Origin of the sequence: uncultured Jannaschia sp., assembly GCF_947494055.1 — a bacterium.
Classification (GTDB): domain Bacteria; phylum Pseudomonadota; class Alphaproteobacteria; order Rhodobacterales; family Rhodobacteraceae; genus Jannaschia.
On sequence record NZ_CANLTR010000045.1, the window covers coordinates 1 to 26802 of the forward strand.

Sequence of the window (26802 nt, forward strand, 5' to 3'; positions counted from 1 at the left end):
ATCACCACCGGCCGCGCGCTACGCTACACCGAGGGCTCCGCGCGCGGCCTCCTACACCACCAGCCGGGGCACTACCCCCGACGAAGCTCTCCTCCACGATCCACAGCTTAGCCGCATCGTTGCAAAGCCGGCGCCGCACGCCATCCGTCACGGAGAGAACTTCGATCTCGGGTCTGAACGTGAGGGCGGCCATAAGGGCGGACGTATCACTGCCGCCAGAAACCTGCCGGGCGGTGCCCGCCAGATGCTTGCGATATTCCCGCTGCTCGCAGGACTCGTTTCGGGAGATCGCGGCGGCACAGAGTCGAACAGTCCGGAACCTGCCAGTCGAGTCCGGCCATCCCGATCAGGCTTGCGACAAGGCCAACAGTCTGACGGCGCGGCAGGCCGAACATACCCGAGGCGCCGTCCGTTCAAAGCTGAAACGGGCCACCGGCCTGTTTTCGTGACGTCCTTCGCCCTTCGGCGTCCAGCAAGCCTGACCAGCGCTGTCGGAGAAGGTCTCGGGATGGCCGCGCTTGCCGGAGTGGCGGCTGGCAGCGGGCTTTGGCATGCGGCCGACCTAACCGACGGAATCCTCGATCTGAATCCCTCTCACCGATATGGGCACCAAGCTCGGTCAGGACAGAGCTTACCTGCGATCCTGACCTTGCCTCCAGTCGAACACAAAAACCTGCGGCGAAGTCTTTCGGAGCCGTTCGGCAAAGCCGGTTTGCGTCGGATGCCGACCTGCCGCCAAGGCAGCTTCGACGATGGCTCGTCCAAATCGGAACCCTTCGACATATTCCAGATGCTGGCCAGCCATGAGTGCGGCGCGGATGTCCGTCTCTCCCAGGTGGAAGACCGCAAGCTTTCGCATCGCTCCGGGTGCCAGGATCGGCGCGAGGGTGTCGATCCTGGCATAGACCGTTTCCGCCTGCGGAACCCGGGAACCGCCGAGGACGACCGTCGCGTCCGCAAGTTCCGGCGGAACGACCGCTATGTTGGCAAGACGAAACAGGGCGACGACATCGGGGGCGACGTCTCCCTGGATCGACACCCGGTCGATGCCGTCGGACCCGAGACGGGCCAGCATCGCCGACAGATAAGCCGCGTCGATGGCCGCGTCGAAGGCCGCTGCCAGGCGCTCCAGTTCCATGGCGGCGCTATCATCTACGAGACGAATCCGTCGTCCGTAGGCCCCCCCACCCGCATGCGTCAGGCCCGCGCGCAGACCGGCGTCGTATTCCGGCCGCCCGGTAGCAGCGAACAGGAGGGCATCCGGCAAAATCCCCGACGTTCCGGCCAGGGCGGGCGAGGCGAGATAGGCGGCCAGCGTTTCGATCGCACCGGCCTCGACCTCGTAGCGTGGCATGACGTCGGCGAGCGATCGCCCCGCAGGGTCTTTGCCGTCCGTCACGGCGCGTGCGAAGCTGTCGCGGTCGTAGCCCGGCCGATCCGCCGTCGCCACGCGCAGCCGCGCCCAGCTGAGCGACGGTGCAGCGGTCCCGCCCTCGCGCCGCCCCCGACCGTCGGCGCCGTGGCAGGACGCGCAGGGGAATCGCTCGGCCGGGACGCGCACCGCCCCGCCGGCGAGTAGAGCCGTGCCGGCGAACCCGTCGTGATAGATCTCGGCACCGCTCCGTCCGACCTCGCCCGCCTGGCACGGCATCGAGGCGAGAACAATCGCCGCCGCTGCAATCAGACGTCGCATGGCTCGTGACGGCGGGCCAGGTCGACCAGCTTCGACGGCTCCGGTACACCGACGATGCGCAGGAAACGCCCCGAGCAAAGGTCGCCGAGGAGGAACATCGGATCGTGCGCCTCGAGCGCGCGAATGTCGACGGAGAGATCCTGCATCAGCCGCCGGTGCGCTCCGCGTTCGGCCGTCAGGAAAAACCAGTTCTCACCCGCACCCCAAAGCGCACGCTCCTCGGCCATCTGTTCGGGCGTGTCGCGCGCCGGATCGATCGTCATCGACAGGACGGTCAGTCCGAGACCAACTTTCGTCGCTTCCGTATCGACGCCGGACAGGATGGCATTGGTCACCGGGCAAAGCGTTTCGCAGTTGGTATAAGTGAAGCTCAGGAGAAGCGTGCCGCGCCTGCCGAAGGTCGCGAGGAAGGGAAACGACCGCCCGTGGGAATCGGTCACGTCGAGCTCCCGAATGACGAGCCGTTCGGCGGCCACGTCGGTCGCGGTCGACCGCGCGGGATCGTGTGTGGCGTGGGAATCGTGGCCGTTGGCCGCGCCTGCAAGAGCCATCGCGACCAGGACGGGAAATAGAGTCTTCATCTTCGGGCTCCGATCTGAAGGATGGGAAAGGCGCGCCCGTCGCCCGATCGGGCCATCAGGGCCAGAGGCAGCGTCGCGGGGATGTCCAAGGTTTCGCGCGACAGACCATCTGGACCGGCCGCGATCGGGATCGCGCGCCGCCAGCCGCCCTGCAGCGCCAGCAGCAGCACATCGCCGTCGAAGGGGATCGGCTGCCCGCTCGTGTCCGCGAACCGCAGGTGGTCGCCTCCCTCGATCCGCACCAGAGACAGCCGACCTTCCGGCGGCGGCGGGGCCCGGCGCCCCTTCGCGATCGGGGCGCAGAACGACATGCCGCCGAGGCCCGTCGAGCCCACGAGCTCGTAGGCATGGTCGTCCGGCAATGCCGTGACGGTGCGGAAGCGCCCTGGCACGACTTCCCGGAAGCCGCGATCTATGGAAACGACCTGACGCGGGATGCCGCCCCGGAGCGTGATCGAGAACATCGGCGGCAGCGCCCCGCGGGGGGCGCCGCTCAGCATCGGAGGCGCCTTGCCCGTTGTGGCGCTGCCGTGCAGTGCGTAAGCCGTATAGCTGTCGGGGTGAACGGCGATCATCCGGTCCTCGATCTCCATCGCCGTTAGGAGCCCCGGCGCGGTCCGGGAGGCCGCCGCCGTGCCGAGCGTCGCCTCCTGAATGAGCGGCGGCTGGTCCGGCCGGATCGCGCCGAGCGACAGGACCGCCACGCGCGAATGGTCCGAGGCGCGCAGGAACGCGTCGCGCGAGGTGAAGGCGATCTCGGAGACCGGCGGGTTGGAGACGACGATCTGGACGATTGCGCCACGTGCGAGATCGACGATGGCGACGTCCCCAACATCGGGCCCATGAGCGAAGGCGAAGCGCCCGGAGGGATCGACGTCGAGCCGGGAAAATCCCGGCGGCAGGTCGACCTGCACGGGCTGCTCCGGGGCGTCCGCCCAATGGACGGCGATCCCTTCATGCGTCAGCGCGACCAGACCCGAGAGCTCTCCGTCCGCCGCCTCGAGCGGGATCGCGGCCTGGATCCCGGCGCGCGAGACGCCGAGTGAGGTCCCGGTGCGCAGGTCGATGACCTCCGCTTCTCGTCCGGTCCAGATCGCGACATGAATGCCGCCATAGGACGCGGCGCTGCCGGTCGCCGGGGCCACGACCTCCGCGGGCCGACCGAACCCGTCTCGGGTCCGGACCCAGATCTGGCCATCGGGGCCGGGATAGACCGCCTCGAGCCCCCGGAGGTCCGCAACGAGAACCTCGGCCGCGCCCCCCGCGATAGAGACGGCGCGGACCGTCCCGCTGTCTCGCGACACCGCGAGGACGCGGCGAAGGAACGGGTCGGGCACCAGCCGGTCGACTTGCTCGGGGATCGAGACCGCCGCCAGGATATTCGCCGTCGCAAGCTGGAAGTTCGGGTCGACGAGGGCGATCGAGCCCTCGCCCGTGAGCACGGCGAGGAGGCTTCCGCCAAGGGGGACCGTACCGATTGGAAGCGACCGCTCGGTGGCAAAATAGGCGCGAGCGGCCTCCGTGCAGGTGATCCCGCCACCCTCGGTCCGGCGCAGCCAGGCAACGAGATCGAGGCCGCGCGGCGCATCGCGACCGGCCATGTTGCGGAGCACGATCTCGACCGCGAAAGGCGCGCCGGGCGCGGGGTCGACAAGCGGCTGCCCGTCCGGCCGGCTGAGAGCGATCTCCGCGCGCAACGCCGGTGCGAGGGGCGCACGCGCGGCCTCCTCGGCCCCGGCGGACGCATGGCCGAGCGCGAGCAGCGCGATCAGGATCAGCCGGTACATCTGGGATCGCCCCGCGCAGCCACGTCCAGCAGACCCCAGACACCCCCCGACCGCAGTTGCGTCGGACCATCCCCCCAGAGGGACAGGCCGGGTTCGGACTCGAGCTCGAGCCACGCCGAAATCGACTTGCCGGGCGCGAGGAGCGCGGACCGGGGAAACCCGAAGCCGGGAAACAGCTCGTCATAGGTGTACCCGTTCATCGCGAAAGCTCGCTGCCGCGCCCGCCCGCCCGGATGGACCACGCGGATCAGGATGCGCTCCCCCTCGCAGGCCCGGAGGCGGAGCGCGTCGGGATCGTCGAAGAAGGCCGCGTCATCCTTCGTCTCGAAGCGATAGACGTTCAGGTCGTCGCTCACCTCGACGTCGGTGTCGTGCAGCGCTCGCAACATTCCGGCAAAGTCGAGCGACCGATAGTTGATCCCGCGCTCGCCGCGATCGTAGCTATCGTCGCAGACCGGGCAGTTCGGCACCGGCCGCACCGCACCGCCCGTTTCCGGATCGGTCGCCGGGCCGCCGTGGTGCAGGCGCCACTCGATGGCGGAGCCGGCATCCCAGTGGTTCAGGCCGTCCTGATAGAACAGCACGAATTCTCGAAGCCTTTCGCCGTTCTCCAGCGCATAGAGTGCCGGCAGGCCGTCACCGCCGTTTGCATGGCCACGCTCGAACACGCGTTCCGCCGGATCCGCCGCAGAATTCGCAAGACACCCCTCCGCACCGTCACCGTTCCCCGCCAAACGGTCCCGGAACGCGCAATATTGCGCCGCACCGAGGGCATAGGGCCGCAGATCGCCTGCGTCCGCCGCGTCGACGTCCCACGCGGCCGGCACGACGTCGACGATCCCGAACAGGCCGTGCACGGGTTGCGAGATCACGTCTGACACTGCCGTCACCGGCACCGGCCCGAACGCATAGGGGATCCAGTGCGTCAGACGGTCGAGCTCCAGCGCGACGAACAGCCGGGCCTCGTTGACCCGTTCCGCGAGTGTGCGCTCGATCTCCTCGATGCAGGCGGCCGCCCCCGGCGCGCAGAGCGTCGCCGCGATCGGACCGGGCGCGGACTTGCCCGGTCGCGGCAGATCGGCCGCGGTGATCGTGATGTCGGGGTGTTCGAGGCCGAGCGCCGCCTGGACAGGATCAGACACTTCGATGCGCAGGTCGAACCGTCGCGACAGGATTCCGAGCGCGGTGTCCGCGACCGTGCCGTCCTGCCGGCGGATCAGACGGAACCCGGTCGGCTCGACCGCGACGTCGCCAAGCGTGAACGCCCTTGCGGTATCAAACAGGTTGCCCTCGACCTCGCCCTCGACGGCATCGAGCGCCGTCCCGTCCGCCTCCAGCCGGAAACGTCCGGCGTAGAAGCGCAACGGTGCGCTGACCGTCACGCCGTCGCCCGTCGCTGGCGGCAGGGCGGCGAGGTTGTAGCCCGCGCCCGAGGGCACGTCGCGGCGCATCGTCATGCTCGGCAGGTGGACCGACAGGGCGAGGTGCGCCGAAGGTCGAAGGTCGGCCGCCGCGCTCGGCAGCGGTTCGATGCGGCCCAGTCGTTCGCCCGGGGCGGGCCCGTCGATCACGGCCCCGACGTTGAGCGGCGTGATCGGCGGCATCAGCGCGTCGCCGAGCCGGTCGCCCAGACCTGCCCAGACGTCCCCGCCCGTGACGCGCAGCGCGTTCACCAACGTCAGCTCCACGCAGTCACCCGCATTGACGCGCAGCACGAAAGGTTCCGGTCGCCCGTCCGCGCCGCCGTAGCGCGCCGCGACGGCGGCGTGGACTTCGCTGCGGGTGACGTCGGCCAGATCCTCGCCCATGCCGGTCAGGTCGGAAGGCGCGAGCAATGCCAGCATCAGCCCGTCGCGGTCGGTCTTGTTCGCACGATAGGTCGTACCGTCCGGCCAGATCGCCCGTGTCTCAACCGCCGCCGCCACGGCGCGCACGACCCGCTGCGTCTCGCCCGGTGCCGGAATCGGGCAGGCGAGGCCACCGCCCACCAGCGTCGCGTCCGGCTCGACCCCGGGCGTCTCGAACCCACCGGGGTCGTAGACCAGACGGTCCCCGATCGCGGCCGGGGCGAGTCCCTCCTCCGCGTTGAGCGGCCCGTTGGTCGCCGGGTCGATCGCGTCGCCGTCGGCATAGACCCGCAAAAGTCCCCAGGCCCCGTTCCACAACGCGTCGACGCTGCCGAAGTCGTAGCGGTAGTCGGAAACGTCGCGCGGCACCTCGTCGAGGGCGGCCAACTCGACGGGCCCATCGTCCCGACCAGCCAGCTCGAGCGATCCGCCGACATCCGCGCGGAGCGATCCCTGCAGCTCGAAATGCTCCGAGATGCCGATCTCCTGCGCGAAGGCGAAGCCCTCGATATTGTCGCAATCCGCCAGTGTGGCCGCGTAGCTCGACCAGAAAGCCGCGTCGAATCCGGGGACCGCTTGGGCCAGCTCTGTCGGCGTGTCGCGCCAGAACGGATAGGCGAGCGGGCGGCCGACGGCGCCTCTGTCGATGCAGTCGAGCCGCGGCGAGGCCGCGAGGTCCGGCGTGGCGTCGAGCGGAAGCATCCCGCGCGGGAATTCCTGGTCGATGTTGCGCTGCCAGGTCTGCCCGTCGAGGCGGAACGTGTGCTGGACCTCCTGCGCGCCCTGGATCATCCGGAACACCAGGCGCTCCCCGGCATAGGCTTCGAGCAACGGTGTTTCCGGATCGCGATGCGTTCGCGAGTCGAAGACGAAGGCGAGGTCGCCGCCCTGCCCCGCGCGCTGGCGGTCGATGGAGCATTCCGGGAAGCCGCCCGTTTCCAGAGCGATGGCGACGTCGCTCTGCGGCCCTTCGTGCCCGGGCCGCGCCATGGCGAACGGGGCGCAGTCGGGATGCTGCGAGGCGTCCCACGGCCGGGCCGGCCCATCGACCGCCACGCCATCCATGTCCTTCGTTCCGACGCGGAGCGGGATCGGCGCGCCCCGGTAGTTCACGAGGTAGGGGTCGTGGTGATCGACCGAGATCGCCTCGGGCCGCCGCGGCGGCGCCACGGGACTGGCAAGGACGCGGGCCGTGCCGGCGCGCTGCGCGACGGTCAGGCCGGCAGCGTCCGCGCGGTAGTCGAGCAGGTGATCCCGCAGATCGGCCAGATCGCTGTCGAGGATCAGGTCGAAGTCCAGCCGGTGCGACGGATCGCCGGGCCGACCGCTCGCAAGCCAAGCCGGCAGGATCTCCCCGAAATAGACGTCGGGGAACCGGACCTGACGCCGGTTGCCGCAGACATTGTCGAGCCCCCAGGCGTTCTGGCGCCAGCGCAGCTCGCACAGAAGCTGCGCCATGCCGGCCTCGTCGCCCTTGCCGATCGTCTCGACGGACGCCTCCACCTCCGCCGCGCTTTCGCGATCGCGCGGGTCGTAGAGCAGCGCGAAATCCGCGATCGACAGCGCGAACTCGCGATAGTTCCTGTGATAGGGCTCCTGCGCCAACCCCGTGTCCTGCGCGCCGAACATCAAGCGCTTCTGCGCGCCGGTCCAGCCGTCGCCGCCGCGCGCCACCTGCATCCGCGCGTCGCCGGAAAGCGGTCCGACACAGTCCGCGCTCTCGGTCTCGCAGACCGCCGCCAGAATCGTCTCCGGCGCTTCGGCACCGAGCGTGGCGTCCGCGCCCTCGGGCCGGTCGCGCGCCCCGACCGACGGCTCGATGACCAGGGCACCGTAGAAGCCATGCTGCTGAATCGAGGAGGGCGCGAAATGGTCGTGGGTGAAGACGGTGCGCAGGGTCCGGTCCTGATAGCGCTCCTCTTCGTCGAGCGTCAGGACCGGATCGGCGAACCAGCGCTGCACCGTCGTCTGGAACGCGTCCCGCTCCGCCTCGAGCGGCCGCCACCAGATCTCCCGCGCCGCGTCCGCGCCCTCGCAATCGAGCGGGCCGATGCCGTCATTCGCCTCCCCTGCCCCGGCGATCCCGGGACTGAGCGCCGCCACCGATCCACCCGCGGCCATGGCGGCGCAGCGGCGCGCGGCCAACTCGTCGGCGGCGAAGGTGCCGTCCTCGTAGTTCCAGCCGTTCGCGCTCCCGTCCGAGGAGGTGACGTCGAACTTCACGAGATGGATGTGCTGGCCGATCGTGTCGGTCGGCGTCTTCACCTGAAAGTCGTCGAGCTCCAGGTCCTTCGGCAACTCGTTGGTGTGCCGGAACTCGATGCATTCGCCCGAGAGTGCCCGGAAGAAGAACGGCTCCTCCCGGTCGCTGATCGCCGGCGACACCCGCTCCGGCGCGTCCTCGGTCTTGTAGCCGTGCGAGTCCGCCGTCAGCACGTTGATCCGTGCCTGCGGGTCGTGCCAGCCGGCCTGGTTGACGATCAGGTCGAGCTGCACCGCGGAGACCTCGTAGCGTCGGAATCCGGTCAGGAGCGGATCGACGGAATAGTTCGCGAGATTGAAGGCGTCATCCGTCGCGAGGCTGTCGACGGTCGGGTCGGTCTGCGTCGCGGCCGCCGTCCCGGAGGCGACGCCGCAGGGATCGGCATAGGGTGCGCCGGGCCGCGGAGGGCTGCCGTTGACGTAGAAGCGGCCCGCACCGACCGCTCCGACAGGGCCCTCCGGCACGGGCGCACGCGGCGAGGTGTAGCCCGCGTCGTAACTGCTGGGCGCACCGAGCGCATCGAGAAGCGCCAGCGCCGCGCCCGTGCCGCCTTCCGGGTCGTGGACGCGGCCGTCATGGTGAAACCCCATCGCGTTCCGCTCTAGCGTCTCGCCCTCGTTGCTGAGAAGTTCGATCTCTGCGCGATCGAGATGCATCGTGAGGTTGCCGAGCGCGAACGCCTTGGCCACGAGCTGCCGCAGGAGTTCGACCCTGTCGTCGCCGATCGCCGTCCCGAGCGCGGCCGTAACCGCCGCAGGCAGCGCGAAGTCCGGCGACCGGCTCGACGCGTCGCCGACGACATGTCGACCGATGCCGCCGTCCAGCCAATCCGTCTCGAGTTGCCGCGCGTCGACGGGTGCGGCCGTGTCCTCCGCCTCGGTCAGCCGTCGCGCGATGTCGAGCGGCGCCTGCGGCGGCCGGTGGCCGGGCGTGCCGGGGATGTAGAAGGGATAGCCCGGCATCGGTTCGCCCTCGGCCTCCGCGGCGTAGCTCGGCAGCAGAGGCAGCGGCTCCCCCGGCAGCGGAACGACCGCGGGAATCGGCGTGCCGTCCTGCTCCGGGATCCAGGCACCCGTCTGCCGGTCGACGCTTCCCTTTCGGACATGCCCCGTCCGGCTACCGTCGGGATCGAGCGTGAACGACGTCGACAGGCCCGACTCCGGCTGCCCGTCCGGCATCAGCCTCGTCCCGTCCTCGAGCACATCATGGACCCGCCAGAGCGCCCACATCCCCTGGGCGAAATGGGGGTAGAGATGGCAATGGAAGATCGAGTCGCCGACCGTGCGGTTGCGGTTGCCGCTCCCGCGCGTGTTCCACCGGCCGTCCGTCGCGCTGCCGTCCACGGCGCGCAGCCCACCGTGGTAGATGTTGTAGGTGAAGCCCTGCTGCGGCGCGACGGTCTGGCTGTCGAGATAGGCGCCGCGTCCGGGATCGTTCCCCGCGAACCACTGATGCGCGTGCAGGTGGAAGACATGCGTCTCCTTCGGGCCGGCATGGAAGTTCCGGAACACGACCGGGTCGTTCAGGTAGGAATGGTGCACGTTGGACGGGTCATCGGAATACCATTCCAGAAGCGCCGGATCGCCGTTCGCCCAGGATGTCAGGAAAAACTCCTCGTAGAGGCACTACATGCAGCCGGCCGACGGGCCGATCCCCTTGCGGTTGGCCAGCAGGATCGACCCCATGCCGGACGCGCCGTAGTTGATCGCGAACCCGTCCTTCACCCCGGCGAGCTGTCCCATTTCGCCCAGTTCGCGGAAGTTCTCGGTGTAGAAGGTCTTCAGCTCATCGTGGAAGAAGACGGAGAATTCGCGGAAGGCCCGGTAATGCGGCTCCGAGGTGCGGGGCACGCCCGCCTCGACGCTGACCGTGTCCTGCAAGTCCTTGGCCTGGTCCTGACGCGCCTGCGCGCACCGGGCGGTGCAGTAGACGATGGCGTTGATGTCGGCATGCACGATCTCCTGCACGCCCGCCCGTCCGGCGTCATGCGCGCGCAACATGCGGAGATAGGGCATCCCGGTGGGCGTATCGTCCACCGTCGCGTCGTAGCGAATGTCGGCGCTGGCCCGTGCGTGGCGGGGCATCGCGTCGTCGGCCGGGTCCCAGACCGCGTCGAGCGCCGTCTCGCTGACCTGGCTGCGATACCATTCCGTCCCGGTCTCCTCTCCGAGGATCGCGCCGAAGAGACCGTGGACGATCGAGCCGCCATCCCCCTCGCCGCCTGCCGGCGCCGCGTTGGACGCGAAGAAATACGTCCCCTCCTGCAGGATCCTGTAGGCGCAGGTGAAGCCTTCGTCAGGGGCGACGCCGCCCAGCCCACGACAGGCCGGATGGATCGCACCGTCGATCGCCACAGGCGTCAGGCCCTGCGCGACGAGGTTGACCGTCCGGGTGTTGGGCCAGTCGGCCTCCGTCGCCGGTGATCCCGTGTCCGGCATGCCGGGGCCGACCGCATCGGCGTCTCCGGTATCGATCGCCATGTCGGGAACCCGTCCGTCCGTGCCTTGCAGCACGCAATCGGCCTCGCCATGGGCGACGGCCGCCGCATCGTCCCAATCGAGCGCCGGATGGACTGCGGCCCGGTTCGCGTCGTCGGTCCGCTTCGCCCCGTCGGCCGGGCCCGCGCCGCAGAAGTCCCGGGTGAAGTCGATCGCGGTCTCGGTGTCGCTGCCGTCTCCGACGAGTTCGTCTGCAGTTTGCGCGGGGCGCAGATAGTTCGTCACCCGAACGACGATCGTGTCGCTCACCCCGGCGCGCAGCACCAGTGGCCGGGGCCGCTTGCAATCCCGAAGCCGGACCACACCGGCGGACAGGCCCTCGCCGCCATCCACGGTCCCGGTATCGTCGCGACAGGTCACATGTGTGGGAGGGCCGGTCTCGGGGAACACCTCGAGGGGAACCAGGTCCCGGCGTAAGGCGAAGATCATCCCGAACGGGTTGAACGATCCGAATCGATTGTAGACCAGCGTCTGATCGAGTGCCGCGATGTCAGCGCATATGAGCCGCCCGTCCCCGGCCCCACCGTCGAGCGATGCGCCATCGAACCCTGAACACTGCCAAGCTGGCGGTTCAACCGACGGATCGGTCCGGGTTTCGGCCGCGGCGGCCGAATTCAGAACGAGGGCGAACAGGCAAACCAGAGCGCGACGCCACATGGCAGGCTCCTACTCGAAACACACAAACAACCTTCCAAAAGTCTCTCGCCACGTTTACCTTTCGTCAACCCTGTTTGTGGTCCGCGTGATGAGTGTTTCCGAGTACACGGCTCTGTCCGAGCTTGCGGCCGGCCATCCGGGCGGGCGCGGTCGCAATCGGCTTCGCCAGATCATCTTCCGGTTCCGCCCGTCCTACCGGGTCGGTGATGCGGGCCTTCTGACCCCACCGTCGCTTGCGCCTTCGATCCCCGACGGCGCGGCACAAGCCGAACTGCTCGAAGTCGCGACGTCCTTCGGGGCCGGTGTCGGCCGGGTCGACGTCACGCTCGACGACGGCACGCGACGGCAGGTCGGGACCGCCTTCCGCGTCGCGCGGACCCCCTGCCGAATGCTGACATGCCGGCACCTGCTGCAGCGGATGCTGCGGCCCGGTCACGGCATCGCACAGTCCCGACCCTTTCGCGCCCTCGACGCCGAGGAACGATCCATCGCCCCGTCCGAGGCCCTCTATCCCGGCGAAGTCGTCTTCTCCGGGTCCGGCATGGCCTCGCGCCGTCGAATCGACCCCAACCTCGTCTGGGTCCATCCCCGGTGGGACCTCATGCTCTTCGACCTCCTCCCGTGCGCCGACGGCGAATGCCCGGATGCCGACATCGAGATCCTCGAGATCGAGACCGGCCTGGATTGGGGCGCACCGGACTGGGAGAACGACGTTTGCGTGATGGGATTTCCGATCGACGAACGTGCGGCCCCGAACGGTCTCGTCGCGGAAATCTTCTTCGACGGAATGGGCAAGAAGTACCTCTCGCCCGGCCGTGCGCGGTTCGACCCCGACCTGCTGCGGCAAGCCTCGGAGATCGACGGCGACGCGACCGCGGTGACCGGCAATGCCGACAGGGTACTGGGTCGACACGACGCCTCCACCCTGCCCGGCCATTCCGGCTCCCCCGTCCTCCGTCTCGGATCGCGGAAGGTACTGGGCGTCCACGTCGTCCCCGGCCGGTTCCAGAGCCAGGCGACGACCGCCGGGGACTGGCACGTCCCGAGCGAGGCCAACCGCTTCGTCCATCTCGCCCCCGCCTTTCTTCGCGAGCCGGCCTTGAGAGCCGCCGCAATGGACCCCGCGGCACCTCTCGGCACGGATGCGGTCTGGAGCCCCGATCCCGCGTCGAGCCTTGGTCAGGGCGAGACGGCCGCCTCCCTCGGCGCAAGTCTCGCCGCCGAGGACAGCGCCCTGTTTCAGGCCGTGGTGGCGGACATGCCCGACATACGCGATACGCCGTTCCTGCCGGCGTTCACGACCGTCCCCGACACGATCCTTCCACCGCGGGCGCAGCTGCCGAAACTCCGGACGCAGAATGTCCCGGACTGCGTGGGACACGCGCTCGCCACCGCCATCGACATCCAGCTCGCCCGCAGCGGGGCCGACCGGACGCTCTATCCCGTGAGTGCGCGGATGATCTACGAGACCGCCCGGATCTACGACGAATATGCCGGCGACGCGATCGGCGGGACCAGCCTGCGCGGCGCACTGAAAGGTCTGTTCCATTCCGGTGTCTGCGCCGAGGCGGACGAGCCCGACCCGGACAGACCGTGGTTTCTCGATATCGCACGGGCCAGGGCGGCGCGCGAAGTGCGGCTCACGGCTTACTACCGCCTTCACGCCTCGATCAGCGACTTTCAGTACGCGATCGCCACCGCCGGTGCCGTCGTCGTCTCGGCGCGGACCCATCTCGGGTGGCTGCCCGACCGCGCCAACGGCCGCATTCCCTGGCCCGAGCGCGAGTTCGGCCGTCACGCCTTCGCGCTGATCGGCTACGACCGCGACGGCTTCTACGTCCGAAATTCCTGGGGCGACAATTGGTCCTCGGTCCGGGGCCGGCGCGGCGTGGCGCTGTGGCGTTACGAGGATTGGCGCGAGAACCTGATCGACGCCTGGGTCCTGCAACTCGCGCCGCGTACGCCGAAGGCCTTCGAGGTGCCGGGTCGCGTGGCCCGCGCGGCGTCGGACGATCCGGTGGGCGTTGTCCACAATGGTCTGGCCGCCCTGCCCCTGCCCCGGCGCTACAACCTCCTCGGTCATTGTCTCCATGCCGAACGCGACGGAATCGTCGACGGGGGCCGGTTGGGGATGGGTCTTTCAGGTCTGCGCGAGACGGCGCTGTATCTCGACGAGCGCCGCAATCGCCGTCGTTACCGCCGCATCGCGTTCCTCTGTCACGACCCGTTCCTGACGGCCGAGGAGCTCGCGCGCCTCATCGGCGAACTCATCGTTCCGTTCAAGCGCGACGGCATCTATCCCGTGCATCTCGTCTACGGGGCCGATGAGGCGGAGACCATCCGACTGCGCCTCGCCGCCGATGCCGCCCGCCTGCGCGGCCGGATCACCGGGTCCGGCGAGGACGCGACGGAGTACCTGTACGGCATGGCGCGGCGAAGCTGCCGTCCCCTGTTCGCCGCGTTCACCGCTGGCCTCCTCGCGGCGGGCGAACGTGGCGGCCCGGTCTGGCAGATCGCCCGATCGCTGGCCCTCGAAGCCGGCCCGTTCGGCACCCGCGACCGCGACCGCGACCGCAAGATCGACCTCTATGCACTCGGGGCCGACGGCCTCGTCGCCGACCGCCTCGAGCAGGTCCTCGCGTCGATCGAGGGCGCCGTGATTGCCGGGCGACACGACCTCGCCGCCTTGCGCGCGCGCGACCCACATGCCGACTTCGACATATTCGTTGGCCGAGACCCCGAAATCGAATGCCGCGCTGAACGGGTTCCGTACGGACTGGCCCGACCTTCTGCGTATCCTCGCGCCGGAGCTCTGCATCATTCGCCGAAAGGACGGCCGGCACGGACTCGCTTCGGATCTCTACGCCGAAATCGCCCAATCGCTTCGCCGCGCGTCTGTCGAGACGGTCTTCTGTCCGGCAGCCCGACATCACGACGGGCCGTGATCGCCGCATTCCGGGTCGGTATCCGTTCGATTCCGGAACCTGGGCTCCACGATGCACCATGGCGAAGCTCCAGGACCATGACGATCGAGACAACCGGTCGTTCGCGGTTATCGCGAAGAGCTTCCGCACCTTTCGAGCGATACACGGCTGAGCGTCTCGATGTCAGGATTGATGTCGAGACGTGTTTCCACATTGGCCGATGCCGAAATGATCACGATCCGACAACACGGAAGCCGATCCCGGCGCTTGGCTGCGAAACCTTACGTTCCGGGTGACCTCCTTCTTACGACGCAATACGCGTAACCTGTTTCCTCCAAACGGAAAGATCTCGAATTGCCATTTGGCAATCAGCCGAACCGATCCTTCAGGTAATTCTGCAGAGCCGCCTCCAGCCCGTCGCGCGACAGATTCGTCCCGAACTCGATCGTCACCTTCGACCCGCGCTGCCGCACCGTGATTCCTGATTCCTCGCGCGCCCGGCGATAGACCTGTCCGGTTTTCGCCTTGGGCTTCGACGGGGCCACCGCGCCGCGCAACCGCGTCATCACGGCCGCCGCGTCGGGCCGGCCCTCTTCCGCCGCGATACTCCGCGCCTCTGCCAGGATCGCCTCATATTCCTCGGGCCGGCCCAGATGCGGCTTCAACTGGCGCGCATGGCTTTCCTTCAGATCGCGGATGCTCGGGAACGCCTCGACGATCTCGGAGGGCAACCGGGCAAGCTGCAGGTAGCGCGAGAGCCATGTCGTCGACACTTCGAGCCGCCCGGCCATGTCTTTCTGCGACCCGCCGTAATAGCTGCCGAGCGCGTTGAGATAGTCCCGTGCGCGCTCGAAATCGGAAATATCCTCCCGGTCGCGATTTTCGATGTCGGCAAGCCGGAAAGCCTCCTCGTCGGTCAGATCGCGCACCTCGATGAGGTACGTCATCTGCGGATAATTGTTCGCCCGCAGCCACGTCACCGCGAAATGCCTGCGGGCGCCGCAGACGACTTCGTAGGGCATGTCCGCATTCCCGGTCCGCCGTACGATCGCAGGAAATTCCTGCCGCCCCTGCGCGCGGATCCCGTCGATCAGGTCGCGACAATTATCCTCGGTCAGAAGCTCGTAGGCCCGGTTGTGGCGCGCCCACATCCGTGCCTTGGCCGGGTCGATCCGGCGCAGCGTCTTCTCCTCGACCTCCCCCGAGAGCCGGTCCCCCACCCGCGCCTGCCGGTTCAGGAACCGCGTCCCGGCGCGGTCAGCGGCCGGCGCCTCCGCCGAGAACTCGCTCAGCACGTCGTCGAAGACGGAATGTTTCCGGCTCATAGCAAGGCTTCCTTTCTGAGTGCCGCATGGTGGCTGGGCCAGGTCGTGCGGATCAACGTCTCCACTTCCGCCCCGATCGCATCCAGGTAGGCGCGGCATCGCTTGTGGGTCTCCGTTCGGGTTTGCGCGCCGGTCAACTCGTAGACGGTCGAAAGATTGGCCGTCGCGTTGTCGATCTCCGCGCTGTCCTTGAGCGTGGCGCGGAGCATGTCGGAGGGAAAGACCGCGTCCATCATGCGCTTTATCGCGACATGTGCGGATTTCTGATCGTTCATCTTCGTCGCGAGGATTTTCACGAAGGCATAATCCCGTGCCCCTCCGTGCCGCGCGATCTCGGACAGCGTGGCCTGCATCATCTTGAGGAAATGCGCGGTGGAGGCGAAATCCACGTTGTTCGGCGGCGCGGGGATCAGCAGAGCCGTCGCCGCGCGCAGCACGGACAGCGAGATCATCCCCAAGGCCGGCGGCGGATCGAGCAGGATGACGTCGAACTGGTCGGAGATGCTGGCAATCCCGTCTCGCAACCGATCGAGCACGAAGTCCGGGTCACGGGCCATGCGCGCCGCGAACTCGTATTCGGCGTCGTAGAGACCCAGATTGGCGGGGATCAGCGCCACGCCCGGCCAATAGGTTGCCCGGAGCGCGTAGTGCAGCGTCCGCGGTCCACCGTGCTGCAGGAACGGATAGAGCGTGTCCTCGCTCTCGTCGACGTCCACATCGGGGTTCAGTCCGTAGATCGCGGTGGTCGAGGCCTGGCTGTCGCAGTCGATGACGCAGACGCGATAGCCCTTCAAGGCAAGATACTGCGACAGGTGCGTGACCATCGTCGATTTCGCGACGCCGCCTTTGAAGTTCTGCACCGCCAGGACCATGGGCGGATCGTCTTCGGCCCGGTGCGGCAGGGTCCCGAACAACGTCCGCATCCGGTTGACGTCGACGAGCGAATAGCCGACGCGACGGTTTGTTTCCGGGTTCTTCTCGGGCTCCGGCAGACGGCCGTCATCCTCGGCATCGCGGATCGCCTTTTCTGTCCGACCGACCATTTCGGCAGCGGTACGAACGTTGAAGGTCAGATGAAGCTGTTTCTGCGTGCCGGGCGCATAGAGACGCCCGCGCAACCGCTCGATGACGGTCGAGGCTCGACTGGCCAACTGCTCCAACTCGTCCAGACCGATCTCAGTGGGAGCTGCGCCATCCATCATTATATCCTCGTTCGTATGGGTCATCGGCATCCGCAGGATGCGTATGGCAGCCGAAAGTGCGATTTCAGCGCCATACTAAAACTAAAAGCAAACCTGACGCCATGACCTACTGAGGTCGGGAAGTGGGATGCGAGATCGGAGCGTGTCCGTCCCATATGCGGTGCTGTGCAGGCGCAATGAGACAAATCAACTAAACCAGAACGAGAAAACCGCATCTATGGTTCATTGTTTAGATTCTCTGTTCGAAACAGGTTTGGTCATAGGTGTCAGGGGGTTATTCGCCCAAGTCCTACGTTCCGGGTGCGTTGGCTTACGTTCCGGGTGGGAAAGCAATACGTTTGGGGTGACGAAGCCTTACGCTTCGGGTGTGCCTCCCTCTCTTACGTTCGGGGTGGGAGTACGGTCGAACTTCAGCCTTGCATTTAAGGCAGAACAGGACCCGTACTCCGAATCGCCGGGACCTGTGGGCCGGTCGAAACTTACGGATGGGGTGATGGACCTGACCTGTCGTGTCCGTTATCATACTTCGGACGACAAACATCGGTAAGAGTAGGACGTAAGCCCCATGTCAGAAGGCCCGTCGCAGAAGCCTTATCGCACCCTCTCCGCACGGCCCAATGCCGAAAGCATCGTAAAGCCGGGGGAGCTCGTCGACGTGGTGGAGGTCACGCCGCTGACACTTGCGGACCGGCGCATCTATAACCTTCTTCTTGAGAATGCATGGGATGCGATCGACCGACCGGTGACGCATGTCATCTCGAAATCGCTCCTGCGGGGAAGCCACAATGCCAATGACCGGATCGGCGTCTCGATCGAACGGTTGATGAGCGCCATCGTCAAGATCGAGGTGATCTGGGATGGCGAGCCGGCAGTGGAACGCGTGCAACTCCTGGGCGGCAACATCGAGACGCGCCGTTCCGACGGATTGCTCGAATACGAGATCCCGGCACGCTTGCGGAAGATCATCGGCAATTCGACGATCTTCGCGCGTCTGCAGCGCGAGGTCATGTTCGCGTTGACCTCGAAATATGCGCTCACCCTGTACGAGATGGTGCAAAAGCGCGGGAACTTGCGCTGGCGCGCGTCCGAACGTTTCTCCCTCGACGAAATTCGCGGCATCCTTGGCGTGCCGAAGGGCAAGCTCACATCCTGGTCGAACCTGAAGCTGAGGGCGCTTGATCCGGCCACCACGGAGGTGAATGCGCTGAGCGATTACATCGTGGAGCTTGCGGCGATCAAGACCGGCCGTCGGGTGACGCATGTCGAACTGCGCTGGTGGAAGAAGGACGGCGAAGGGCAGGGCGCAGCAGGGCGCGAGCTCGAATACTCCAAGGTCGGTCGCAAGGCGCGGGCGGAGGAGCGGGCCGAAACGGTCGTGACTGCCCCCCGCCCGCGCCCCGCCTGGCTCGACGCGCGAGGGGCAGCTTTACGAACCGAAACCTACGAGACGGCACGCATGCGGCATCCAGGCTACGATATCTATCACGTCGAGGGGGAGTGGCGGAGCTGGTCCAAGGGCAAGGGGGATGTTGCCGATCCCGATAGCGCCTTTCTGGCGTTCTTCCGGACTTTCGCCGCGCGTAACCCACTGCAATGAAGAGAGGTTACTTCGGATTGCCAAATGGCAATCGGTGTTCTCGGCAGACTGTCATCGGTTGTTTTTTCGACAAGAACCGCCAATCCGGATGTGGGGAGGAGTGTTGAGGGGGGCAGGGCGATCACGCGGGCCGAGGTCTCAGACCGGGCCTGCATTGGACCGCGGCATTCGTGACGCAAACGTCCAGCCAGCGTCGTGAGCGTGTTTGAGGCGATTACCTGGGATGAAGTCAAAGATGTGACGGGCCGCGACCCGATCGGACGCCTTTCCGCCGAAGGTCGCATAGCCCCCGGACCCCGCAGTCCACGCCGCGGCCTGCACCTATGTTGCCGCGGACCGGTTGCTTGTCCGCGGCGGCCTTGCCACCTCGACGACCTGTCGGATCGGGAGCGGCGCCAAGATGCGGGGCTGACCGAAGACGAGCCGCACAGCTGGGGCGCGTAGACTCGTTATCATGGGACGTGTCCTGAACGGCGCTTGGCCGAGATAGGGGTCCAGGGTGATCATGCCCGGAACGGCTTCAACACACTTCGGCTAGAGGGCAAGCCTACGGCACGATGTGCCAACGGCTTGCTAGAATGTCTGGTGTGGACTAAGTTGAGCGGACTAGACTAGTTGGAAATACGTGATGAAGACGATCAATATCCATGATGCTAAGACGAACCTGTCCCGGCTCGTCGCCGCCGCTGTGGCGGGCGAGCCGTTCGTGATTGCCCGCGCGGGCAAGCCGTTGGTCAAGGTCGAGGCGATCAAGCCGACTTCGTCGCACTCGCGTCTCGATATACTGCCGGGGGCCTTTCAGGTCCCGGACGATTTCGATCGGATGGGGCAGGGGGCCATCGCGGACGATTTCGAGAGGTGAGCCTCCTGCTCGATACGCACATCCTGCTCTGGGCGGTCTCCGACGCGGCCCGTCTGCCAGGAGACCTGCGGGCCCGTCTCGACGATCCGGCGGAGGTGCTGGTCTTCAGCGCGGCCAGCCTGTGGGAGATAGCGATCAAGTCGGCGCTGGACCGGCCGGACTTTCGAGTGGACGGACCTCTCCTGCGCCGCAGCTGCCTTGAGACCGGGTACGTCGAACTGCCGGTGACCGGCCTTCACGCCCTTACGGTGGCCGAGCTCCCTCAACTGCACCGCGATCCCTTCGATCGGATCTTGATTGCACAATCGCGTGCAGAAAGCATGGCGCTGATCACCGCGGACGCCCAAGTTGCCGAATACGGCGGAAAGACCGAGCTGATCCGACCGGTAAGCCGGTAGGTCACGCAGACTGGTTGAAAGTCGCCACTTCAGATTGGAGTGCGCCCTTATGGCTGGACAGGATCAGGCCGCGGTTTTGACCGGCTGGCGGGCGTTGTTGATCTCGTGTCGAACCGGGCTGCGATAGCCCAGCGATGATTGCAGGCGTCGGGCATAGTAGACGTCCTCGATGAAGCCGGGCAGGTCCGCCGTGACGTCCTCGTAAGTGTCGTATTCGTCGAGTTAGACGGCTTCGGCCTTGAGGGTCTTCGTGAAGCTCTCGGCCTGCGGGTTGTCGTAAGGGTTGCCACGTCGGCTCATGGAGCCGAAGAAGCCATGTTTCTCGATAAGCGTCCTGTGCTTCGCAGAAGCATATTGCAATCCGTGTGGAAGACGCACCCGGGAAACGGGCGGCGCAGGGCGATGGCGCGCTCGAAGGCGGCGACGGCCAGGCGTGCATCGATCCGCCGTCCGATCGCGTAGCCGACGACACGTCGCGACCAGGCATCCATGACGATCGCGACATAGACGAAGCCGGTCGCGATGGCGACGAAGGTGATGTCGTTCGGCGGGCGATCGCGGGTCCATCCACGATCGCGCATCCGCCTCACCCCAGAGCTGATCCGGGCCATGCGTCTCGAAGCCTCTGGCGATCAACGGATAGCTCGGTCCGCCATGGTCACTGTCGGCCGTCCTGGTGAAGCGCCGCCGGCGACGTGGATTGAGGTCGTGCAGCTTCATCAGACGTCTGACCTTCCTGCTGTTCAACACCCAGCCGCGGTGACGCAGCTCCGCTCCGATCCGTCGGTAGCCGTAGCATTCCCACGCATCGGCGATCGCGCGCATCTCGATGACAAGGTCCGCGTCAGCGTCCGATGCCACGGGCGTGGTGTAGTAGCTCGACCGTGCAACACCCATCAGCTCGCACTCCCTTTTGACGGAGAGGCCACGGGGCCGGCGATCACGGATGTCGCCGCGCTTGTCGGCGAGGGTCCGTCCGAGACCCCCTTTTTGACGAAGGAAAGCTCCAGCGCTTGCTGTCCGACGAGCCGTTCCAAAGATGCGATCCGCGCCTCGTAGCGCACCAGCTGGGATGATCTCGTTGGTGATCTCCGTGGCGAGATCGAGCTTCTGTGTGGCCATCGGTCCGGGTCCTTTCTCGGGGGTGAAAATCCACCACGAAAAAGGGCCGTCTCTACTCTTTCGGTGCGGGTCTCCTCGGCCGGACGTGACAGAGGGGCAGGGCGGTCACCGGCGGGATCGATCGTTGATCGCCCGGCGACACGGGATCGGCGAATGAGAATCGAACGTCTGCGCAGTCCTTGGACGGACATTCACGGCAACCACCTCTCGATAATGGAGACGGAGCGGAAGGGTGGCCGGATTGTCATCGACCCCACCACCTGAGAAGGACGGCGCGCACGACGTCGGACGGTGATCGCCTTGCTACATTTCCGCTCATTCGGACCGGCGGTCGCGCGGTCCTCCCTGCGCGAGGCGCTCCGGGCCGGGCTCGGGGCCTTCGTGGGGCTGGGCCTCGCCCGCCTGATCGGTGCCGCCGAACTGCGCGTCGCGGCGCATCGGGCGGGACCGACGACAGCGGCGGACGTGATGTCACGCAATCTCGTCACCGTGGCACCCGACGCCGGTCTTGCGGAGATTGCCGACCTGTTCCGGCGGTACCGGTTCACGGCGCTGCCGGTGGTGGGCGCGGAAAACAGGTTCTTCGGCGTCATCTTCCAGCTGCACCTGATCGACCGGGCCCGCGCGGATGCGCTGCGCCTCGATCGCGGCTTCGGCCCCGCGATGCGGCGCCTGATCGAGCGCGACCGGGACCGACCTGTCCGGGCCGCGGATATCATGGGCGTTGCCGGACCGCGCGCCGTGCCGGAGACGCCGCTTGCCGCGCTTCTCCCGATGATGGCGGATGGCGCGGTCGATGCCGTTCCGGTCCTGGACCCCGGCCGCCTCGTCGGCATCGTCACGCGAACGGACCTGGTTGCAGCGCTTGCCCGGAGCAGCCTGGAGCCAGCGCCCGACTGACATTCTGGAGAACGGTCCAGCAGGGAATGCACCGGGTTTCCCTAGCATACCTTTGCGCCATGGCCGTGCCAAGCGACGGAGACGCGATCAACCGCTTCCTTTCGGGCGGCGGCATGGCGGTCGCCGCAGGGCACGGCGAGGACGGGATGCTTGTGTCGGGTGAAGTCGGGCTTGAGGGCCTCCATTCTGCTTGGCGCCGCAGCGCCGGATGCGGTATGGGTGCCGCAGCCCCGCGAGGGGCTGCGGCGGGGGCTGTCGTCAGACGGTCCCGTGCTGGAGGAGGAAGGCGCGGGCGATCTGGCCGGACAGGCCGCCCTTCCTCAGCAGCGCCCAAGCCTCGGGCCGGCGCGCTGCGATGAAGTCATCGAAGGTCTTCGTTGGTCTCACCCCCTTTCGGAGTTCGTGATGGATGTCCCGGTTGGGCGTCTTCGTGCGCCCTTGAGTCTGCGCGGGCACGCTCGGCCTCGGCCGGGGCTGGGACGCCGCCCGGCCGGTCTCGGATGTCGCTGGAGGAGGGTCGTCGGCCGGTCCCGCCGTGGCGTACCGCTCCCGTCTCTCCCTCCCGGACATTCACCCTGAAAGAAGGCTACTTTCCTCTCTCCCACGGTGTCGGATCGGCCGGGCGCACCGCTCGGGTCGGGACGCGGCGGCACCGCTTGCCCCGGCCAATGCTCTGTTATTGTTCTCGGCTATGGGAACCCGCAGACCACGCCGCCACGAATACGCGCCGCATTGCTTCGCGGTGCGCCTCGCGGCCGAGCCCACGGCGTATCGCTACCTGCCGCCCTATCTCGCGCGGCTCCGGGGCGGGCACTATGTCCAGCCCTACAATGCCGTCACCTTCGTCTTCGTCGAGGACTTGGCCGATGCTTGCCGGCTTGTGCTGTCCTGCGTACAGCTCCGCCTGATCGGGGTGACGGCCGACGACTTCCCGGCCCCGCCGGCCGACATCGGCGGCGAGCATTATTCGGTCCGGCTGGTGATCGCGGTGGCGGGCAAGCGGGGCGATTCGGCGAACCGGCGGACGAGCGATTATCTCGCCGGGATGACGCACCGCTTCGCGATGTCAAGGGAACGTCTCAGCTCGGCCGGCGATCCCATCGTGCGGATGCACCTGCCGACGCTGCGCGAGGCCGTCGATCTGGTCCGGGCCTGTCCGCATATGCGGCTCGCCGCGGACCAGTGGCGGGGGTCGTCGAGGTAGCGCGGGCCAGGGAAGCTATGTGAAGCCGCCGTTCGCTGCATCGACGCTATCCACGATGACGGCACTGCAGCGCTATCTTGCGGTGAATTTGCGCGGATACCTTCACGACCGGGTTGTTGTCAGGGGCGGGGACGCTCAAGCAGATCTAGGAAAGGATCACGACCAAACGCCGCCCAGCCCGAGGATCAGCTTGCCTTCGCGACCAGTGCCAAACGCGCAGGGGCCGGAGCCGGGAGTTCCGGCGTGGCGGTTTCGCCCTTCTCACCCCCGCGCAGCGTGGCGAGAAGATCTCGCAGGTCGCTGCATTGTCGGGTCAGGGATGCCGAGGTCTCCTCGGAGGCGCTGGCCGTCGTTGCGTTCTTCTGGATCACCCTGTCGAGTTCGCGGATCGCGGCGTTGATCTGTTCGGCCCCGACTTGCTGTTCCCGGGTGGCGGCGGAGATCTCCTGCACCAGATCTGCCGTCTTCACGATCTCCGGGATGAGGTCGGTGATCCTGCGGCCTGCATCCTGGGAGACCTCATGCGTCTCCGCCGAGAGGCGGCCGATCTCCATGGCCGCCTGCTGGCTGCGCTCGGCGAGTTTGCGCACCTCGGCCGCGACGACCGCGAAACCGCGGCCGTGGACGCCAGCCCGCGCGGCCTCGATCGCAGCATTGAGGGCCAGAAGGTCGGTCTGGCGGGCGATCTCCTGGACGATGCGGACCTTGTCCGCGATCGCGCCCATGGTGTCCACGGCGCGGGTGACGGTCTCGCCGGCGCTGCGCGCATTGTCCGCGCAACCCGTGGCGATGCCTTCCGTCGTCCGGGCGTTCTCGGCGCACTGGCCGATCGTGGCGGTGATCTCCTCCATGGCCGAGGAGGCCTGCTGTGCCGACGTGGCCTGCTGCGCGGCGCCCGTGCTGACCGTGGAGGCCAGACGGGCCATCTCATCGCAATCGGCGGCGACGAGATCGACGTTCGCTCCCGCACGGTCGAGCATGTCGTGCCGCGTCGCCACCTCCTTTGACATGTCCCGCACGAAGGCCGCGTAGCCCCAGGACTTGCCCATCCGCATCTTCGACAGGGCGAGGCTGACCGGGACCACGCCACCATCCTTGCGATGAACCATCACGTCCCGGCTGGAGCCGACGATCTTGTCCTGCCCCGTGGTTCTGTTGGCATCGATCAGGTCGTCGTGGTTATGGCGATGCACTTCGGGGACGAGCATCTTGACGTTCCGACCAAGCACTTCGTCCCGCTTGAAACCCCAAAGCCGCTCCGCGGCGGGATTATAGAATATCACTGCGTTCGTGTGATCGATGACGACGACGGCATCGATCGCCTGTTCCAGCGTCTCGTGCATCATCCAGGACGGAACGGCTGATTGTTTTCGGGGGCGGGGCCATTTGATCATGTGGGAAACTCTTACCTGTACTTCCGCGGCTTGCCTTAGGAGATTCAGGTTAAAAAAGTTTTCCGCTAATCGATCGTGAACACCCAACACACCTACTGAGCAAGGGAAGATCCAAGCGCAGTAGTGACATTGGGCTCAACGAGACCTCTGGCGCGGCGTGAACGAATGGCCGATCTTCAACGGATTCGCCGTTCGCTACGTCAAGATCGAACTGGCGTACCGCGGGGCGGAACTGCCCCCAACGAAGGGCTTGGAATGTCCGCCTGTTTAGCTGTGCTATAGTTGAAAGGTGACCGAGGGGTCATTCGTCACGATCTGGGAAATGATCGGGTTCGTTGCATCGGCCCGGCGGCAGCGCCGTGACCAGCACGGCTACGCTTGTCTCGGTCGCTGACGCACTCATGATTCCGATCAGGTGCCCGGACGAGAGCACGGGCGCACCCGACATTCCCGGCTCTGCCGGACAATCCAACCTTGCGAGCGTGCTGTCCTCTGCCGTGACGGCGCATCGCCGCCCCTGCTGGCTGTGCGCTTGCGAACGCGGGTAGCCTATCAGCGTGACGGCTCCGAAGATGTTCTGCGTTTCCGCGCCTACATTTTTTGAGAACGAGGACAGAGGCTCCACCGAAGACGGCCTGTCCAGGCAAAGACGCGCGATGTCTGCATCAGGGGCTAGCTGCAAAGCGCGCACCCGCAAGTGCTCGGAATAGGTGCCACCGTCGTAACCAAGCAACACATGAAGGTTCCCGGGGGCCAATCCGTCCACGCAGTGTTTGGCCGTCAGAGCCTCTCTCGGTCCGACGAGAGCGGCCGTGCAGTGTTGACGGTTTCGAAAGCCGGCGTAGTTCAGTCGCCCGATCGCGGGATTGGCTTCGTCGGACCACTGCGCGTGGGCAGTCGCGGCCGACAGGATCGTCCGCGCGAGTGCCAGCCAAAGGAGGGTACGAAGGACCATCTGGATAGGCACCTTACTTATCTTGCACCCAAAGAAGTCGACCGCCAGCGCCACGTATCGTTCGAAGCAAGCCGATAGCGGACTATTGCGCCATCGACATTCCGACAGGGTGCCCTGCGTAACGCCGGAGGTCCGCTGCGCGGAACGGAGCCGACGTTCCAACAATCAATTTGGGTGACCGCTCGAATGCGCCATCGCTCGTTCCAAGATCATCAACATCGCGTTGACGTAGGTTGTTCTGTCCCCCCCCTGTGCGATGGCTAGGGCGGTCCGGTCAAAGGCCGCGGACAGGATGTCAGCCGTCGCATCGATCTCGTCGTTCCCGGCACTCGGCAGAGCCTGCGCAAGCCCCTCGCGGAGCTGCGCGTGGCCCTCTCCCAGGGTGAGTTCTCCTGCCTCGCCGTGGCCGAGTACCGCGGGCACATCGAGCAACAGGAGGCGCGAGCGACCTGGCACGTTCATCGCATCGAGATAGGCGACCGCCCCGACCCTAAGCGCCTGTCCGGCATCGTGCAGGTCAAGCGTCGCCGCATCTATCGCCCTGCCGACAGCCTCCGCTTCCCTGATGCAGACCGCGCGAAACAGCTCTGTCTTGCCGACGAAGTGATGGTAGAGCGCGCCGCGAGTCACGTTGGCCGCCGCCACGATCTCGGGCGTGCCGGTATCCGCGTAGCCCTTGGCAACAAACAACGCGCGTGCCGCGTCCATGAGCTGCGCGCGCGTCGCGTCGCGCCGCTCAGCCTGAGTTCGTCGGGAATTACCCGCCAACGGCACCGTCATTGCTCGACCTGACTTACATACACCTTGCATGTAACTCGTTTCGAACGTTACATGCACATTGTATGATAACACAAGCCGGAGGTGCCGCCATGCGAGCAGTCCAGTACTATCCCGTCATCCAGACCGCCGATGTCGCCGGGACCAGCGCGTTCTACCGCACGCATTTCGGATTCCGCGCACTGTTCGAAAGCGACTGGTATGTCCACCTTCAGCAGGACGCAGATGTGACCGTGAACCTCGCCGTCCTGCGCTATGATCACGAGACGATCCCGCCCGAGGGCCGCGGCGAGACACGGGGGCTGATCCTGAACTTCGAGGTTGAGGACGTGGACTCAGAGGAGGCTCGCCTCCGCGAGATGGGCGTCCCGGTGGTCAAGAGCCTACACAACGAGTCCTTCGGTCAGCGCCACGTCATCTTTCGCGATCCCAACGGCGTACTGCTCGATCTCATCAAGCCCATCCCCCCGACCGGTGCGTATGCCGCAGCCTACGCGGCGGAGGCACTGCCAACCTAATCCTGGCTGGAGCGGCCACTCGGGTAAAATGCAGCATTTGGATACCTGGGCTCGCACCCGACATCCGCCGCGCTGTACACAGACGGCCAGTCCCGATGATCTGTCCCTGAGTTGCGCCATGCTCGAACTGGCGCGGAACCGACGTTGGCGATTTCCGGCATCCCTGCGGCTCGAAATCCTCGGTTTTGGTCAAAGGCTTTCGGAATTGATGATCCGGGACGGATATCCGAACGCGTCGGAGCGCTGACGGCGTGGCGGAGGATATCAAGTCAGCTCCTCACGGGCGAATAACCGTGCG

General features: G+C 66.7%; 19 protein-coding genes and 2 pseudogenes. 7 read left to right on the top strand and 14 right to left on the bottom strand.

Features of this window, described 5'->3' with window-relative positions:
- Window positions 1-290: 290 nt before the first annotated feature.
- The 6 genes and pseudogenes from Q1A87_RS19915 to Q1A87_RS19940 all read right to left on the bottom strand — a co-directional run.
- Window positions 291-395: pseudogene (locus tag Q1A87_RS19915) on the bottom strand (transposase); the annotation flags it as partial.
- A gap of 236 nt (window positions 396-631) precedes the next feature.
- Window positions 632-1693 carry a c-type cytochrome gene (locus Q1A87_RS19920; protein WP_299655524.1) on the bottom strand — a complete coding sequence of 354 codons (1062 nt, stop codon included), beginning with the start codon at window positions 1691-1693 and terminating at the stop codon, window positions 632-634.
- Complete coding sequence (locus Q1A87_RS19925) at window positions 1681-2274, bottom strand: SCO family protein (protein WP_299655527.1); 594 nt, start codon at window positions 2272-2274, stop codon at window positions 1681-1683. The genes Q1A87_RS19920 and Q1A87_RS19925 overlap by 13 nt, the downstream gene beginning before the upstream one ends.
- On the bottom strand, window positions 2271-4061 hold the full coding sequence (locus tag Q1A87_RS19930; RefSeq protein ID WP_299655530.1) for a hypothetical protein: 1791 nt from the start codon (window positions 4059-4061) through the stop codon (window positions 2271-2273). Before Q1A87_RS19930 ends, Q1A87_RS19925 begins: the two co-directional genes overlap by 4 nt.
- Window positions 4049-9712, bottom strand: a complete 5664-nt coding sequence (locus tag Q1A87_RS19935; protein WP_299655533.1) for a hypothetical protein — start codon at window positions 9710-9712, stop codon at window positions 4049-4051. The genes Q1A87_RS19930 and Q1A87_RS19935 overlap by 13 nt, the downstream gene beginning before the upstream one ends.
- Before the next feature lie 84 nt (window positions 9713-9796).
- Window positions 9797-11326, bottom strand: coding sequence for a hypothetical protein (locus Q1A87_RS19940; protein ID WP_299655536.1), 1530 nt, complete (start codon window positions 11324-11326; stop codon window positions 9797-9799).
- Window positions 11327-11414: 88 nt separating this feature from the next.
- Here Q1A87_RS19940 and Q1A87_RS19945 point away from each other — a divergent pair, with 88 nt between their 5' ends.
- Window positions 11415-14546: a C1 family peptidase gene (locus Q1A87_RS19945; RefSeq protein WP_299655539.1), complete on the top strand. Its 3132-nt coding sequence runs from the start codon at window positions 11415-11417 to the stop codon at window positions 14544-14546.
- Between the two features lie 72 nt (window positions 14547-14618).
- Here the strand turns inward: Q1A87_RS19945 and Q1A87_RS19950 are convergent, their stop codons facing one another.
- On the bottom strand, window positions 14619-15575 hold the full coding sequence (locus Q1A87_RS19950; protein WP_299655542.1) for a ParB/RepB/Spo0J family partition protein: 957 nt from the start codon (window positions 15573-15575) through the stop codon (window positions 14619-14621).
- Window positions 15572-16801: an AAA family ATPase gene (locus Q1A87_RS19955; RefSeq protein ID WP_299655545.1), complete on the bottom strand. Its 1230-nt coding sequence runs from the start codon at window positions 16799-16801 to the stop codon at window positions 15572-15574. The genes Q1A87_RS19950 and Q1A87_RS19955 overlap by 4 nt, the downstream gene beginning before the upstream one ends.
- Window positions 16802-17342: 541 nt before the next feature.
- Here Q1A87_RS19955 and Q1A87_RS19960 point away from each other — a divergent pair.
- The 3 genes from Q1A87_RS19960 to Q1A87_RS19970 all read left to right on the top strand — a co-directional run bounded on the left by Q1A87_RS19960 (window position 17343) and on the right by Q1A87_RS19970 (window position 19634).
- Complete coding sequence (locus tag Q1A87_RS19960; protein ID WP_299655548.1) at window positions 17343-18374, top strand: RepB family plasmid replication initiator protein; 1032 nt, start codon at window positions 17343-17345, stop codon at window positions 18372-18374.
- Between the two features lie 628 nt (window positions 18375-19002).
- Entirely contained in the window at window positions 19003-19236 is a 234-nt protein-coding gene (locus Q1A87_RS19965) for a type II toxin-antitoxin system prevent-host-death family antitoxin (RefSeq protein ID WP_299655551.1), read from the top strand.
- Window positions 19233-19634 carry a type II toxin-antitoxin system VapC family toxin gene (locus Q1A87_RS19970; protein ID WP_299655553.1) on the top strand — a complete coding sequence of 134 codons (402 nt, stop codon included), beginning with the start codon at window positions 19233-19235 and terminating at the stop codon, window positions 19632-19634. The genes Q1A87_RS19965 and Q1A87_RS19970 overlap by 4 nt, the downstream gene beginning before the upstream one ends.
- A 296-nt stretch (window positions 19635-19930) precedes the next feature.
- On the opposite strand, the gene Q1A87_RS24285 is transcribed toward Q1A87_RS19970, so the two are convergent.
- The gene (locus Q1A87_RS24285) at window positions 19931-20245 is read right to left on the bottom strand and encodes a DDE-type integrase/transposase/recombinase (RefSeq protein ID WP_363323027.1); all 315 of its coding nucleotides are present in this window, start codon (window positions 20243-20245) and stop codon (window positions 19931-19933) included.
- A 79-nt stretch (window positions 20246-20324) separates the two neighbouring features.
- A pseudogene (locus Q1A87_RS24290) lies at window positions 20325-20756 on the bottom strand (IS3 family transposase); the annotation flags it as partial.
- A gap of 291 nt (window positions 20757-21047) precedes the next feature.
- Between Q1A87_RS24290 and Q1A87_RS19980 the strand changes: the two are divergent.
- On the top strand, window positions 21048-21656 hold the full coding sequence (locus Q1A87_RS19980) for a CBS domain-containing protein (protein WP_363323026.1): 609 nt from the start codon (window positions 21048-21050) through the stop codon (window positions 21654-21656).
- A 258-nt stretch (window positions 21657-21914) separates the two neighbouring features.
- Here Q1A87_RS19980 and Q1A87_RS19985 read toward each other — a convergent pair whose 3' ends face one another.
- The gene (locus Q1A87_RS19985; protein ID WP_299654393.1) at window positions 21915-22043 is read right to left on the bottom strand and encodes a hypothetical protein; all 129 of its coding nucleotides are present in this window, start codon (window positions 22041-22043) and stop codon (window positions 21915-21917) included.
- A gap of 304 nt (window positions 22044-22347) precedes the next feature.
- Between Q1A87_RS19985 and Q1A87_RS19990 the strand changes: the two genes are divergently transcribed.
- Window positions 22348-22860: a hypothetical protein gene (locus Q1A87_RS19990; RefSeq protein WP_299655559.1), complete on the top strand. Its 513-nt coding sequence runs from the start codon at window positions 22348-22350 to the stop codon at window positions 22858-22860.
- 185 nt (window positions 22861-23045) lie between these two features.
- Here the strand turns inward: Q1A87_RS19990 and Q1A87_RS19995 are convergent, their stop codons facing one another.
- The 3 genes from Q1A87_RS19995 to Q1A87_RS20005 form a co-directional block, all read right to left on the bottom strand.
- A complete protein-coding gene (locus Q1A87_RS19995) occupies window positions 23046-24203 on the bottom strand; it encodes a methyl-accepting chemotaxis protein (protein ID WP_299655562.1) in 1158 nt (385 codons plus the stop codon).
- A 352-nt stretch (window positions 24204-24555) separates the two neighbouring features.
- Complete coding sequence (locus Q1A87_RS20000) at window positions 24556-25263, bottom strand: serine protease (RefSeq protein ID WP_299655565.1); 708 nt, start codon at window positions 25261-25263, stop codon at window positions 24556-24558.
- Window positions 25264-25374: 111 nt separating this feature from the next.
- Window positions 25375-25989 (bottom strand): TetR/AcrR family transcriptional regulator, encoded by a 615-nt coding sequence (locus tag Q1A87_RS20005; protein WP_299655568.1) that lies wholly within the window; start codon window positions 25987-25989, stop codon window positions 25375-25377.
- 89 nt (window positions 25990-26078) lie between these two features.
- Here Q1A87_RS20005 and Q1A87_RS20010 point away from each other — a divergent pair, with 89 nt between their 5' ends.
- Window positions 26079-26504 carry a VOC family protein gene (locus Q1A87_RS20010; RefSeq protein WP_299655571.1) on the top strand — a complete coding sequence of 142 codons (426 nt, stop codon included), beginning with the start codon at window positions 26079-26081 and terminating at the stop codon, window positions 26502-26504.
- The last annotated feature ends 298 nt before the right edge of the window (window positions 26505-26802 follow it).